Genomic DNA, 12,386 nt, shown 5'->3' with positions numbered 1-12,386 from the left:
AATCCCATCTTGGTGTTGCTAAATGTGCGCGTGGTTTGGCCTAGTGTTGGCAGCGCGTTGTTGAGAGTTTGTTCTGAATGTTCACAATTATCTTTGCTTTCATCCTCGGATTTGCCTTGTCACGGGCCAGCACCTGCACGGTGGCGGCCACGGAACGTTTGGTAATGCGGCGGCGGATTGATTGGCTGTTGGGGATCCTTGTGGCGTCCAGTTGGGCGGCGATTACCTTGTTTGTTTTGGCTGGTTTTTCCAACATGCCGCTGAATTTGCCAAATGCCAGTGGTTTGACATCGACGCTTTTGATTGGTGTTGGCGTTATGGGATTGGGCGCATGGCTCAACGGGGGATGTTTCATCGGGTCTGTCGGGCGGATCAGCAGTGGGAAGCTGTCTTTCATCTTTACGTTCCTCGGCCTTGCGGCGGCGCGGACGCTTAACGTGCATCAAGGGCTTCCAGCGTTGGAGCCGTTGCCGCGTGGTGTGCGGCTGACGATGGAGGATGATTGGCTGTATTGGGTCCTTTTGGGCATGTTTTTGGCCCTCGGGATATGGAGCTGTATTCGGCTGTATCGTCGCCGTCAGCAGACGATCTTTGCCCTTGTTGTGATGGGGGTCGCGGCGACGCTTTTGTTCGTGACAAAAGCCGACTGGAGTTATGAGGCGCTGATCGGTCGCTTTGTCAGTGGGGCGGGAACGACGCCTGATTTGGTGTTTGAGCTGTCTGTCTTAGCGCTGTTTGTCGGGGCGGTTTTGTCATCCGTTTTTAACCAGAAATTCAAGATTAAGATGGGTGGATTGCGGCTCAGTGTGATGAATTTTTGTGGCGGTCTGCTGATGGGGATTGGCGCGATTTTTGTTCAAAGCGGCAATGATACATTGCTGCTGTGGGTTATGCCGAGCATGGCGCTGCACGGGTTTGTCGCGTATTTCGGTATGGTTGGCGTTGTGGCCATTTTGATTGCGGGACACAGTGCTTTGTATCGGGCGTTAGGGTGGACCCTTCTGGAAACGGAACACTAAGCCTAATCGCGCCTAGATGACAGGCGTTAGCCGTAGCGTTTCATATGCGCGCTGAGGATGTTTTCGAGGGCGTCTTGGTCGATGGGGCCGCGCACCACTTGGGTCATTCCCCCTTTTTTGTCGAAGAGTAAGAGGGTCACATGGGGAACGCGGTATTTTGCGGCAAAGGCGCTGCCGTCGTCGGTGCGGATGTTGGCCACGAGGAAGCGGTAGCTGTCCTTTTCAAAGGATTTGAGCGCACGGCGGGATTGGTTTTGCAGGGCCGCGCACAGCTGGCAATTCGGGTCGTGGATTTGCACGATTGACGGGACGCCTTTGCCGACCTTGGTGAGGTCTGCTTCGCAGATGGTGGCTTGAACGGATTTGACCGAGAAAAACCCAGCGACGCCCACGACAGGGGTCGCGATGGCGAGGTTGCGCAAGAGGCGGAGGGTTTTGCGTTTCTTTTGGTCGGTGGCTTTGATCTCGGACTTATAGGTGGATTTCGCGCGGTTGGATTTGCTGCGTCGTTTGGCCATGACGGGTCCCCTGATGTTTGGGACACGGTGGCGCGAACGGGCGTGTGGGGCAAATCACGTTTGTGTGGGGTGAGAATGGGAAAGAGCGCCTAGTGTTGGCGCCCTTTGGAATTTTATTTGAGATGGATCTTTTTACGCAGCTTCGGCCTCTCTCAGACTTTGCAAGCAAAGTCTTGGCGAGGCGAGGGCTTGCGGTGCAAGCCCTTAGATACTTGTACAAATATACTTCATTTCCAGATAATCTTCTGTCCCGTGAGAAGACCCTTCGCGGCCGATGCCGGATTGTTTGATGCCGCCAAATGGGGCGACTTCTGTTGAAATCAGGCCCGTGTTCACGCCGACCATGCCGTATTCCAGTGCCTCTTGTACGCGGTGAACGCGGGACAGGTCGTTGGAGTAGAAATAAGAGGCGAGGCCAAAGATCGTGTCGTTGGCGGCTGCAACGACTTCTTCTTCGGTGTCGAATTTGAACAGGGGCGCAACGGGGCCGAATGTTTCGTCGTTTGTGACCATCATGTCGGATGTGACACCCGTGAGGATCGTTGGCTCAAAAAACGTGCCGCCGAGGTTGTGACGGTTGCCGCCTGCCATGATCTTTGCGCCTTTGGCTGTGGCGTCGGCGATGTGTTCTTCGACTTTTTCAACAGCATCCATGGAAATTAGTGGGCCAACTGTGACCCCATCTTCAAGGCCATCGCCAATGTTCATGGCAGACACTGCGGCGGCGAGCTTTTCTGCGAAAGCATCGTAAACGCCCGCTTGCACGTAAATGCGGTTTGCACAGACGCAGGTTTGGCCGTTGTTGCGGTATTTTGAGATCATTGCGCCTTCGACCGCTTTGTCGAGGTCTGCATCATCAAACACGATGAATGGGGCATTGCCGCCGAGTTCCATAGAGGTTTTCATGATCTGGCCCGCGGCCTGTTCCATCAGGATGCGGCCCACTTCGGTGGAGCCTGTAAAGGTGAGTTTGCGCACGATTGGGTTGTCGCAGAATTCTTTGCCGATGATGGAAGCGCGGGAGTTTGTGATAACAGAGAACACGCCTGCGGGTACGCCAGCCCGTTCAGCCAATAGCGCCATGGCAAGAGCGGACAGCGGAGTTTCTTTGGCAGGGCGTGCCACGAATGTGCAGCCAACTGCGAGAGCTGGGGCCACCTTGCGTGCGATCATGGCGTTGGGGAAATTCCACGGCGTAATGGATGCCACAACACCAACGGGTTGTTTCAAAACCGTGATACGTTTGTCCGGCTGGTGGCCTGGAATGGTTTCGCCATAAACGCGTTTTGCCTCTTCTGCGAACCATTCGATGAAAGACGCACCGTAGAGGATTTCGCCTTTGCCTTCGCCAAGGGGTTTGCCCATTTCTGCGGTCAGGATCATGCCCAGATCATCGGCATTTTCGATCATCAGATCGTTCCATTTGCGCAGGATCGCAGCGCGGTCTTTGCCTGTGCGCGCGGCCCATGCTTTTTGGCTTGCTTCCGCAGCCTCAATCGCGCGGCGGGTTTCGGCAACGCCGAGGTCTGGCAAAGTGGTCAGCACATCACCGCGGGCTGGGTTTTTCACCTCAAAGGTTTCACCGCTGTCCGCGTCGATCCATTCCCCTGCAACAAGGGCCTTGTCACACAGCAGTGTTGGATCGTTCAGAAGGTTTTTCAGGTCAGTTGTCGTCAGCATGGTGTGGCTCCGTTCGGGTGAAGAATTTGGCGCAGTCCTGACACAGAAACGGCCCCTAGGGCAAGGGAACCGCGTCATTCCATCCTTATGGAGTTGAAATTGCCAAGAAAATCACAGCTGAATGCAACAATTGCAGTAGTTAGGTATTAAATATTCCGAATTGTGTGCCTATATATGAGGAAACAAAACGAAATTTCGAAAGGGAACGTTCATGGCGGATTTTGACGCGCAAATTAGAGAATCTCAGGCTCAGGTGGAGGCGGCGCAGTCCAAAATCGCAGAACTCACCAGTAAAATTGAAACGGCCCGTGACAAGATCGGGACGGCGGATATTTCCATTGATATCGAAAATGCGAGCCTTGATGATGTGCATGCGCATTCAGATGCGATGAATGCAAACATTGCAGAACTGATCATGGGTTTGGATGATGTAACCTCCGCGTTTTCGCAGGACTTTGATGCGATGCGGTCCAAAACGGGCTGGGAAACCTTTGTTGGTATCTTTTCGTCAGCGCGGTCCGAAAGCCTGCGCCAAGAACGGATGCGCACGGCCAGCATTGACGATAAGTTGCAGGATTTGATTTCGAAATCCGATGTGATTGTGAACCTGTTGCAGGGTCAGTTGGCGGTGCTGAACGAGCATAAGACACGGGTTGAAGGCAACTTGCAGGAAACTCTGGTGGAGCGCGAAACCGCTGTGGGCGAGTTGGAGCAGATCAAGGCAGATTTGCTGGCCATGGATCCAAGCATCATTGAACTGGAAAACAAGATTTCCGTGGAACAAGATGCGGCTGCACGCACCAAGCTGGAAAGCCAGCTTGCCGAAATGAACGCGAAATACAACGAACTGGCACAGGCCGAGCAAGTGAAGCTGGCCAATTCCCAGACGTTGGAACGGTATATCGAGAAGGGCAAATCCTGGGTCGATAGTTTGCAGAACCAAGCGGCCACGCAGATGGTGCTGATCAACAAGCTGCAGACAGACACAAAGCAACGGGTTGTTCTGTATGATGCGCTGACGAAATCCTTGAAAACGGCACAACAGCAAGACGTGGCGCATAAGATCAACGAGATCGGTGTGCAAACGGACCAAGAAGCGCAAACAGCGATGGCGGCGATTGGCTCGGCAACGAACCAGCGTATGGCTGAAATGATGGAAAAGCACGAAGACCATATGGTGTTCGCGCGCAAGGTTCTGGAAGAAAAAGCCAAGTCAGACGAGCGGTTCGCGCGGCGGTTTGAGAAGATCGTCGAGAAGCACGACAAGAACCTGTATGGGGCTTGATGGGTGAGCGATTGATCCCACCAAGAGTTAATCAAGACGGCGTTCGGCGTGCGGATGTGAAAGAACCTGATTGGGTCGTTTTAGCCATGTATGCGAGATGGCCTGTATTTGGTTTGCTCGTCATCCCAGTTGCAATCTGGCAAAGCACTTTTTTATGGGTCGCGCTTATTTGTGGTTGGTTTGGATTTAGTCATCTGATCTATTTGATTTATCGAAGACAAGATCCCACCGCTGCTGAGATTGTGTTCAAAAACGAAGAAGATGGCTATAATTCAGAGGGCGGTGACGGTGACGGTGGCGATGGAGATTAATTATTGCCGTTTAGGTGCCCTCATTACGAAAGCACTTTTAAATGACCGCTGACCTAACCTTAGATCACAAATACCCCGAAAGGGCGGCTAAGGTTTACACGATTGCGTGCGTAATGAGATGCGAGAAAGGCGACGATGAATAAGCGATTTTGGGAGAATATTCCCTTTACCACTTTTGCGGTTTGCGCTCTGGTCGGCCTTTATTTTGGGTTTCCTTTCATCCTGCTGCACCTCATCGTTTCAGGGATACTTGGTTTTGGTATTCAATGGATTGTGCGCACAAAAGATGACAAAAGCCCTTATAAATTGAAATGGTATTTTTAAATGACCGCTGACCTCACCCTTGACCACAAATACCTTGAAGGGGCGGCCAAGACGCGGCGGTATTTTGCGAAGTTCGAGCGCATCATCGGGCACTTGGATGGGGTGACTGAAATCACAACAGATGAAGGGTTGATTGGGCGTGAAGAGGCCAAGATTATTCGCGGCTATCTGGATCGATTGAGCCATACGTTCACGGCGCTGTCCTACAAATATCTGATGACATGGCGGGTGTCTGGCGCGCTGCCAAACGGCATGTCGGTGGATCGGCAGGACAGCGGCTTTCCCGTGTTTCAAGAGCTGTTGCAAATGGCCAATGACGCGCTGAATGCGGAGCGGCATTTGGCAAACCTGTCAGAGCCAGAGCAGATTAAGAAGGATATGGTGAAGCATATCCTGAACGAACATTCCCATCCGACCAACCTGCAATATGCCATGTCCCAGCGGCTGTATTATGAATGGCTGGCGGGGCGCGATTTGTTTTTCGCCGCCAATGATCCGATTGCAATTTGGCGTGGGAACGATGGGGATCGGCGCAAGTATCTTGTGCATTGGGCGAGTTACGACAGCCAGACGAACCTGCCTGCAATCTATATGATGGAGCTGGTGGACAGTGGGCGCACGGCGCTGGTGCAGGACGAGCGACGCTGGCCCCAAGTGCAGGCGCATCTGATGGCGCAGGCGGTGTCTGGGCTAAAGCTGGTGACGATTGCGACGGGGTTTGATCAGGACTTTGACGATCTGCACCCCAAAACACTGCGACGCGTGCACATCGGGCCGATGTATTCCCATGCGTTTACGGAACAATCAGGACCCCTGCGAGAGATTTTGGCAGAGGCTGAAGGCGAGCCAGGCTTGGACTGGGCGCTGTCTTGGACGGTGGAAACGCTGCGATCCAAAAAGGTGGCAGAGGAGAAATCGGGCTGGTTCAGCACGGTGGAGCGGGAAATTTTCGATCTGGATGATCGGAGTGAGTTGACGGGGGCGACAACACAGCGGCGATCCCTGATCCTGCCGCAGCGGGCGTATCAGGTGCTGGACCACCGCGACCCAAAGGGCCTGCGCGGGGTGCGGAAGTACGTTGTTGGAAGTAAGGGCAAGGTTCGGAGTTATGGCTAAGTGGTTTTTGGCGGGCTGAAGCCCGCCCTACGCAGAGAAAAAGGATTGTTGGGTGGGCTGCAGCCCACCGATTTCGGAAGGTGAATTATGAGCAAGACAGGTGATTTGATGGAACTCAAGGAGGAGTTGATCCTTGAGAAGTATGCGGATGCTGTGGCGATGCTGGATGGGTTTGACCATACGCCTCGGTTGGCGGCGAAGCGGGATGTGGAGGCGCCTAAGGAGCGATCCAGCGGTGTTGGCACGCGGCGGCGGTTTCGATCCACAACGCCGGGATTGGTGACACGCTCCACTGCGCGGCCCGAAGGGGTGCATCTGATTGATCGCATTGAGGGCGCGGATGAGAGTGATCCGTTGACGTCCCCTGTACAGGCGATTGTGTTGCAGTCTTTGCGCCGTGCGCTGGCGGTGGCCCATGTGGTGAGCGATCAGTATGCGGATCAGACGGGTTTGTCGGAGTTGTTGAAGGATAACCTCGCGGGGAATTTGGCCCTAGCGAAGAAGGCGGAATTTGGGGAATTGCTGGCGGCGTCGGCCGCGATTTCGCTGCATGTGTTTGCAAATATGGCGGCGAATTTGGTGGCGGCGACGGCCGCAGCAGAGGGCGAAAGCACCGTTGAAATTGGCGCGGTTGAAGAGGTTCTGACGGACAACCCGCAACTGGCCCTGCATGGGGCGTTGTGGGAGTTGGATCAGGACCTCGCGCTGTTTGCCAAGGACGAAGCGGGCGTGGTGCATGTGGTGCAGGCGTTCTGTGAAAAGCTGATGGAAAAGGTTGCGCTGCGGGCAGGTTCCTTGCCGCGGTTGGAGGCGTTTGAAAACGTGTCTTACCGGGTGGAAGCGGATGATTTTGAAATCAATGGATTCAGTGCCAGCCATAAGGCGAAATCATCCAAACTGACCATGACGTTCAAGAAGCCAAACGAAGTTGTGGGCAACCACATCGCCAAATATCAGGCGATGAAGCTGGCGAAAATGTTGATGGCCTATGACTTTGATCGCAAGCTGAACCCGTTCGCGGAACTGGGCGGATTTATCTTTACGTTTATGGGCGATGGGATGCCTGGGACGGGGAAAACCACGCTGATCCAGATGATGGCGGGGATGATTAACGATTACTGCAACAATGCAGGCTATGCGTTTCGGTATGAGAACCTGAGCACGGACAGCATCGACAGTTATCAGGGGAAATCAGCGCAGAATGCAAAGTCGTTCATCAACAATGTGATTGATCAAAATGTGATTGGCTTTGGCACGATTGACGATATTGACCAGCTGGCGGGCAAACGGGGGGATCGGCAGAGTTCAGCGGGACAGTTGGAGATTACCGCCGTGCTGATGGAAAGCTTCGCGGGGGCCAATACGGTAGTGCGCGGGAATTGTACCTTTGGGATGTTTTCGAACTATCCCGAAAACGTGGACGACGCGCTGCGCCAACGGGCGGGGGCGCGGTTCCTCGTGGATGGGCCACAAACGCGAGAGGATTACATCGACATCCTGCATCTGCTGATGGGCAAAAACCACGACATCCCTGTGGGCGATCACGAGCTGTTCGCCGCGCAGCAGATTAAAAAGGCTGTAGCGGCATCGTATGATAGCCATTCGAAGCCGCACGAGCAGGGGTTGCTGAACGTGTTTGATCGGGTGTCGTCGGAGATTGGCGATTTGGATACGATTGCGAAGCTGGGGACGTATCTGAAGGGCATTCAGGAGGCCGATCCGAGGTTCACGGGGCGGGCGATTAAGAACATCACGGATGCTGTTAAGGTGCGGGCGATGGACTTCGAGTTGCCAGACGAGTGGATGGAGAATTTGGACCTGTTTATCGCCAAGGATTATGAGACGAAGAAGTCGATGATTTCCGAACTGGCCCAGCCGATTACGGTGGAAATGGTGATCCAAGAGATCAATCGCTACGCGGATTCAGAGTTTAGGTATGCGGATAAATCGGATGAAGTCGCGATTGAGAATATGGTTCGAGACTTTGGGCGGAATGAAGAGGCGAAGCGGCGTTATTTGGAAGGGAAGGAAGGGTGACAACTTGCTTATCGAATTGAACAATTGGATAGCGAACCATCAAGCGTTGGTTGCAACTGTGGGGCTTCCATTGCTGACTCTTGTGGTCACCCAAATTGCAACGCGATCTTCAGAACAAAAGGCACTTTCTAACGCGAGAATAGATCGCAAGTTGCAAGTACAACTTAAAATGGCGGACTTTAGAAGAGAATGGATTGAGGAAATGCGTACAGAACTAGCAGAGTTTAACGCGATTATTGCCGATGCCGACTCTATTGTAGATATCGACAGCAAAGTCCCATTTTTGATTAGTGTTTTCCAAATGAAAATTAACGACGAAGAAGAGTTAGGCAGCAATCTAATTTCTAAGATTGCTGACGCTGGAGATTCTATCTTCATAAGCGCGGACACCGATGAGGAAAAAGTTGGAAGAGGAAATGTGCATCATGAATTATGTGAGGCGGGCCGTGCTTATTTGAAAGCGGAGTGGTCCCGTCTGAATCGCGACTTAGAAGCAATAGATTCGATAAGCTATTAAAATGATTGGAAATTTTAAGTTGTCCGAGAAGCATGCCCGTGCCCGGCACGGGCTGCGCCGACCTCCCCCATGGGCGTTCTTTCGGTCATTGCTTTGCAATGGCCTGTCGAACCAGCGGGCGCATTCGCGCCACCCGAGTTCGGCGCTGCCCTGTCGTTGGGTCTTTCCGGCTAAAGGCCCCCGATCGAGTCGGGGGCAGTGCGAGGGAGGTGTGACATGGGCATGATGATCTTCGCCTTTGCGGTTTTGTTCAGTGTTCTGTCTGGTTGGGCAGGGGCTTTGGCAGTTGCCTCTATGCGGGGTGTTCCTGCAATTGGACTAGGGCTTGTGGTCTCGGCCATAGTGATGTTCGGTTTTATGCTGCTGCAAGTGGGACTTTTGACCCTGTTCGGCGGCGGCAAAGATTTGGGTGAGGTTTTGGTGACGGCGGCGGTGCTCGTTGCGGCGCTGTGTTGGATTTGGGGGCCTGCGTTTGGGGTGTTTTATTGGCGGACGCCGCGGGTGATTTTGTGATTGGTTGGGTTCTGTTGTTTCTGATTGGGCTGCTGGGTGTGGCTCTGATCCTTGCGCTGGTGCGGTGGAACCCTGTTTTGTTGTGGCGGATTCAGCCGATGTGGGTTTGGGTGTCTGACGTCAGGGCCTTTGGGACAGATTTGAGGAATTGAACAACGGAGGATTTCTGGTTCATCGTAACCTTCATGGAGTGAAGATGAACAAGAAATCCGGAAGCAGCAAAGCGTCTGCAGATAAATTGGTAAAGAACATCCGCCGCAAGACACGTCAAACCTATTCGGCGGAGGAGAAGATCCGCATTGTGCTGGCAGGGATGCGTGGAGAAGAAAGCATCTCAGCGTTGTGCCGTCGGGAGGGCATCGCGGAGAGCCTGTATTACAGCTGGTCGAAAGAATTCCTTGAAGCAGGCAAACGCCGTCTATCTGGCGATACGGCGCGTCAGGCCACATCCCCTGAAGTGAAAGAACTACGCTCAGAAGCTATGGCCTTGAAGGAATGCGTGGCCGATCTGACGCTTGAGAACCGGCTTCTCAAAAAAAGCATGACAGGGGCTGGGGAGTTCGAGGAATGAGATACCCTGCGTCTGAGAAGCTGGAGGTCATCCGCACCGTCGAGGGATCACATCTGCCAACCAAGCAGACCCTCGACATGCTGGGCATTCCACGCACCACATTCTATCGCTGGTATGATTTATATCTCGAAGGCGGGTTTGACCGGCTGGCTGACAAATCGCCATGCCCTAAATCCGTTTGGAACCGCATCCCCGATGATCGTCGTGACGACCTGATCGCGTTTGCGCTGGAACACGAGGCGCTGAGCACGCGCGAGCTGGCAGTCAAATACACCGATGAAAAGCGGTATTTTGTCTCAGAATCATCAGCTTATCGCATTCTCAAGGAAGCCGACCTGATCACAGCACCAGACTACGTGGTGATCAAAGCAGCCAACGAGTTCACGGATAAAACCACCGCCATCAATCAGATGTGGCAGACAGACTTCACCTACTTCAAAATCATTGGTTGGGGGTGGTATTATCTGTCTACGATCTTGGATGATTACAGCCGCTACATCATCTCATGGAAACTGTGTACAACCATGCGGGCCAGTGATGTGACCGAGACGATTGAGCGCGCTCTGACAGCATCAGGCTGTGACCAAGCGGTTGTTCGGCACAAACCACGCCTGCTCAGCGATAACGGATCGTGTTACATATCTGGCGACCTGGCCGAATGGCTGGAAGGGCAAAATATGGATCATGTCCGTGGTGCTCCGTTCCATCCACAGACCCAAGGCAAAATCGAACGATGGCATCAAACGATGAAGAACCGAGTGCTGTTAGAAAACTACTATCTGCCCGGCGATCTCGAGCGCCAGATCGAGGCCTTCGTCGACTATTACAATAACCGACGATACCACGAGAGCCTGAACAACGTCACACCCGCCGATGTCTACTTCGGCCGCGACAAAGCCATTCTGAGAGAAAGGAAGAGGATCAAGAAACAGACAATCAAACAACGTCGCTTGCAACATCAGAAACAAGCAGCATAATCAATCACACTAACGAGCCAGAGCCTCCAATGCTCAAGCCGCTCTGATGTCCCACTTTATATGACAACGGACATTAATTATGGACTGATCAGTAACAAACATATAGATCTGTTTTCAACGACTGGCAAGTCCGCCACCGAAACAAACAAAACACAGATTTGGAGATCTAACATGACACATACAACCGTAAACAGCGCTGCTGCACCTCAGGACCTTGGCAACCGATTGACCGAAATTGCTTCCAAAGGGATTTTCGCAACTTTGATCCTTGTCTTTGTGTGGTTCGGCGCAATGAAGTTCACCGCCTACGAAGCAGGCGCAATCCGAGGATTGGTGGAAAACTCACCGTTTCTGGGCTGGCTCTACGCCTTCTTGTCTGAAGGGGCCGTGTCCAAACTGATCGGGGTGGCTGAATTGATCATCGCCGCATTGCTCACCGCACGGTTCTTTGCACCAAAACTGGCTGTGCTGGGCGCATTGGGCGCAGTGGGAACATTTATTGTGACTTTCAGCTTCTTCTTTTCAACACCTGGCGTGTTTATTCCTGAAACTGGTGTATTGGCCATCTCGGTTGTTCCTGGCCAGTTCCTGCTGAAAGACATCGTGTTGTTGTTCGCAAGCTTGTTCGCACTGGGCAACGCGCTGACAGCCGCAGCAGACTAAGACCGCGCGATCTGAACCTAACTGATTTGATGGGGGCCATTTTGGCCCCCATTTTCGTGGAACCAGTATAACCCACCATTTTACCTTGGCGCTGTCCCACGCATTTGCCCCCGCTTGGGGCTCTGCCCCAAACCCCGGGATATTTCTGGCCAAAAGAAAGCAGCTAGAGGTCGTCTGTGGCGGTCGCGTGATGTGCTTTCGAGATGAAACCTATGGTGAGCATTGTCCCTAGAACCTCGCTTTTTCGCTTTGCCCATTTCTTATTTACACGTTGCGTAGCTTTGGCGGACTTTGGTCGTCACTGTGGGTTCGATGAACTGAATCTGGACTTCGCGGCTGCCATTCTCTGATACAGCGACGCGTTTGGATTTTGTGATGTCCCCTTGGTTGGTTTCAAGGCGGACTGTGACAGTGACTTGGCGGGCTTTTCCGTCCAGTGAAACGACAGCATTTGTGACGATCCCGTAGTCCCATTGGCCATTTACAATGAAGGTGTCTTCGGTGTTTCGCAGGCTGGTGATTTTACAAGTGCTTTGTGAACCAGCTATAGCGCCAATGATGATAAAAAGGACAAGCAATCCGCCGGTGCAGGCGCCAATGATCACCCATGGACTGGTTTTGGCAGGTGTTGACGGGGGTCTTTCAGTGGGTGTATCGCCTAGCAGCGGGCTGGGTTTTGGTGGCTCACTGGGACGTGCGCCTTTGACATAGCCGCAATGGGGGCATGATGCTGCTTCGCTGGAAACTTTGCCGCCGCATTCGATACATTTTAGGATGGCCATGCCGTCAATTCCTTTGGTCTGTATCCGATTACTAAAACTTTTCACCGCAGGCTTGGCAAGATTGAAAAAGACT

The 12,386-nt window shown here is 53.1% G+C and carries 13 protein-coding genes; 10 read left to right on the top strand and 3 right to left on the bottom strand.

All coding sequences use genetic code 11. From position 1 onward, the window contains the following. Positions 1–77: 77 nt before the first annotated feature. Positions 78–1,019 carry a YeeE/YedE thiosulfate transporter family protein gene (locus QBD29_RS14465; RefSeq protein ID WP_280098791.1) on the top strand — a complete coding sequence of 314 codons (942 nt, stop codon included), beginning with the start codon at positions 78–80 and terminating at the stop codon, positions 1,017–1,019. Between the two features lie 26 nt (positions 1,020–1,045). Here the strand turns inward: QBD29_RS14465 and QBD29_RS14460 are convergent, their stop codons facing one another. Beyond that, the gene (locus QBD29_RS14460) at positions 1,046–1,537 is read right to left on the bottom strand and encodes a thioredoxin family protein (protein ID WP_280098790.1); all 492 of its coding nucleotides are present in this window, start codon (positions 1,535–1,537) and stop codon (positions 1,046–1,048) included. A 204-nt stretch (positions 1,538–1,741) separates the two neighbouring features. Then, on the bottom strand, positions 1,742–3,217 hold the full coding sequence (locus QBD29_RS14455) for an NAD-dependent succinate-semialdehyde dehydrogenase (RefSeq protein WP_280098789.1): 1,476 nt from the start codon (positions 3,215–3,217) through the stop codon (positions 1,742–1,744). A 211-nt stretch (positions 3,218–3,428) separates the two neighbouring features. On the opposite strand from QBD29_RS14455, the gene QBD29_RS14450 reads away from it, so the two are divergent. The 9 genes from QBD29_RS14450 (at position 3,429) to QBD29_RS14410 (ending at position 11,531) form a co-directional block, all read left to right on the top strand. After that, a complete protein-coding gene (locus tag QBD29_RS14450; protein ID WP_280098788.1) occupies positions 3,429–4,502 on the top strand; it encodes a hypothetical protein in 1,074 nt (357 codons plus the stop codon). Continuing rightward, positions 4,502–4,813: a hypothetical protein gene (locus QBD29_RS14445; RefSeq protein ID WP_280098787.1), complete on the top strand. Its 312-nt coding sequence runs from the start codon at positions 4,502–4,504 to the stop codon at positions 4,811–4,813. Before QBD29_RS14450 ends, QBD29_RS14445 begins: the two co-directional genes overlap by 1 nt. A gap of 324 nt (positions 4,814–5,137) precedes the next feature. Then, positions 5,138–6,253, top strand: coding sequence for a hypothetical protein (locus tag QBD29_RS14440; protein ID WP_280098786.1), 1,116 nt, complete (start codon positions 5,138–5,140; stop codon positions 6,251–6,253). 87 nt (positions 6,254–6,340) lie between these two features. Continuing rightward, the gene (locus tag QBD29_RS14435) at positions 6,341–8,290 is read left to right on the top strand and encodes an ATP-binding protein (RefSeq protein WP_280098785.1); all 1,950 of its coding nucleotides are present in this window, start codon (positions 6,341–6,343) and stop codon (positions 8,288–8,290) included. Between the two features lie 4 nt (positions 8,291–8,294). Then, on the top strand, positions 8,295–8,807 hold the full coding sequence (locus QBD29_RS14430) for a hypothetical protein (RefSeq protein ID WP_280098784.1): 513 nt from the start codon (positions 8,295–8,297) through the stop codon (positions 8,805–8,807). A 216-nt stretch (positions 8,808–9,023) separates the two neighbouring features. Continuing rightward, positions 9,024–9,320: a hypothetical protein gene (locus QBD29_RS14425; RefSeq protein WP_280098783.1), complete on the top strand. Its 297-nt coding sequence runs from the start codon at positions 9,024–9,026 to the stop codon at positions 9,318–9,320. Continuing rightward, positions 9,293–9,472 (top strand): hypothetical protein, encoded by a 180-nt coding sequence (locus QBD29_RS14420; RefSeq protein ID WP_280098782.1) that lies wholly within the window; start codon positions 9,293–9,295, stop codon positions 9,470–9,472. Before QBD29_RS14425 ends, QBD29_RS14420 begins: the two co-directional genes overlap by 28 nt. A 44-nt stretch (positions 9,473–9,516) precedes the next feature. After that, a protein-coding gene (locus QBD29_RS14415; RefSeq protein WP_280098781.1) for an IS3 family transposase occupies positions 9,517–10,868 on the top strand; the annotation gives its coding sequence in 2 pieces (ribosomal slippage) (positions 9,517–9,853 and positions 9,853–10,868; 1,353 coding nt in all). Between the two features lie 171 nt (positions 10,869–11,039). Next, positions 11,040–11,531, top strand: coding sequence for a DUF417 family protein (locus tag QBD29_RS14410; protein ID WP_280098780.1), 492 nt, complete (start codon positions 11,040–11,042; stop codon positions 11,529–11,531). 260 nt (positions 11,532–11,791) lie between these two features. Here QBD29_RS14410 and QBD29_RS14405 read toward each other — a convergent pair whose 3' ends face one another. Next, a complete protein-coding gene (locus QBD29_RS14405) occupies positions 11,792–12,313 on the bottom strand; it encodes a hypothetical protein (RefSeq protein WP_280098779.1) in 522 nt (173 codons plus the stop codon). Between the last annotated feature and the right edge of the window lie 73 nt (positions 12,314–12,386).

Origin of the sequence: Amylibacter sp. IMCC11727 (assembly GCF_029854195.1) — a bacterium.
Classification (GTDB): Bacteria; Pseudomonadota; Alphaproteobacteria; order Rhodobacterales; family Rhodobacteraceae; genus Amylibacter.
Note: the sequence above shows the minus strand (reverse complement) of the source record. Positions and strands in the feature narration are given on the sequence as shown.

Coding starts and splice junctions, on each gene's coding strand:
- QBD29_RS14465 (WP_280098791.1), top strand. CDS start 78: ATGTTCACAATTATCTTTGCTTTCATCCTCGGATTTGCCTTGTCACGG.
- QBD29_RS14460 (WP_280098790.1), bottom strand. CDS start 1,537: ATGGCCAAACGACGCAGCAAATCCAACCGCGCGAAATCCACCTATAAG.
- QBD29_RS14455 (WP_280098789.1), bottom strand. CDS start 3,217: ATGCTGACGACAACTGACCTGAAAAACCTTCTGAACGATCCAACACTG.
- QBD29_RS14450 (WP_280098788.1), top strand. CDS start 3,429: ATGGCGGATTTTGACGCGCAAATTAGAGAATCTCAGGCTCAGGTGGAG.
- QBD29_RS14445 (WP_280098787.1), top strand. CDS start 4,502: ATGGGTGAGCGATTGATCCCACCAAGAGTTAATCAAGACGGCGTTCGG.
- QBD29_RS14440 (WP_280098786.1), top strand. CDS start 5,138: ATGACCGCTGACCTCACCCTTGACCACAAATACCTTGAAGGGGCGGCC.
- QBD29_RS14435 (WP_280098785.1), top strand. CDS start 6,341: ATGAGCAAGACAGGTGATTTGATGGAACTCAAGGAGGAGTTGATCCTT.
- QBD29_RS14425 (WP_280098783.1), top strand. CDS start 9,024: ATGGGCATGATGATCTTCGCCTTTGCGGTTTTGTTCAGTGTTCTGTCT.
- QBD29_RS14410 (WP_280098780.1), top strand. CDS start 11,040: ATGACACATACAACCGTAAACAGCGCTGCTGCACCTCAGGACCTTGGC.
- QBD29_RS14405 (WP_280098779.1), bottom strand. CDS start 12,313: ATGGCCATCCTAAAATGTATCGAATGCGGCGGCAAAGTTTCCAGCGAA.